This is a genomic window from Natrinema limicola JCM 13563 (assembly GCF_000337475.1).
GTDB classification, from domain to species: Archaea; Halobacteriota; Halobacteria; order Halobacteriales; family Natrialbaceae; genus Natrinema; species Natrinema limicola.
In genome coordinates, this window is the sequence record NZ_AOIT01000014.1 from 1 (window position 1) to 601 (window position 601).

Below are 601 nucleotides of genomic sequence, written 5' to 3' on the forward strand. Positions count from 1 at the left end.
CATTGAAATACTACCCGATGGTGACTGCGACTCTCACTCCTGGCGGAGGACACTGGTAGCCGGGCAGTTTGACTGGGGCGGTACGCGCTTGAAAAGATATCGAGCGCGCCCCAAGATTTCCTCACCCGCGTCGGAGACGCGGGAAAGAGCGCAAGAGCATACGGAAGTCTGACAGTGTCCGGCACAACGACGGACGCTGACGCGAAAGCGTGGTCTAGCGAACCAATTAGGCTGCTTGATGCGGCCAATTGCTGACAGAAAAGCTACCTTAGGGATAACAGAGTCGTCACCCGCAAGAGCACATATCGACCGGGTGGCTTGCTACCTCGATGTCGGTTCCCTCCATCCTGCCCGTGCAGAAGCGGGCAAGGGTGAGGTTGTTCGCCTATTAAAGGAGGTCGTGAGCTGGGTTTAGACCGTCGTGAGACAGGTCGGCTGCTATCTATTGGGGGGGTAACGGTATCTGACGGGAACGTTCGTATAGTACGAGAGGAACTACGAATGGGTGCCACTGGTGTACCGGCTGTTCGAAAGAGCACGTGCCGGGTAGCCACGCACCACGGGGTAAGAGCTGAACGCATCTAAGCTCGAAACCCACCTG

The 601-nt window shown here is 57.1% G+C and carries 1 rRNA gene; it reads left to right on the forward strand.

Features of this window, described 5'->3' with window-relative positions:
• Positions 1-601 (forward strand): 23S ribosomal RNA (locus C476_RS17670); the annotation flags it as partial.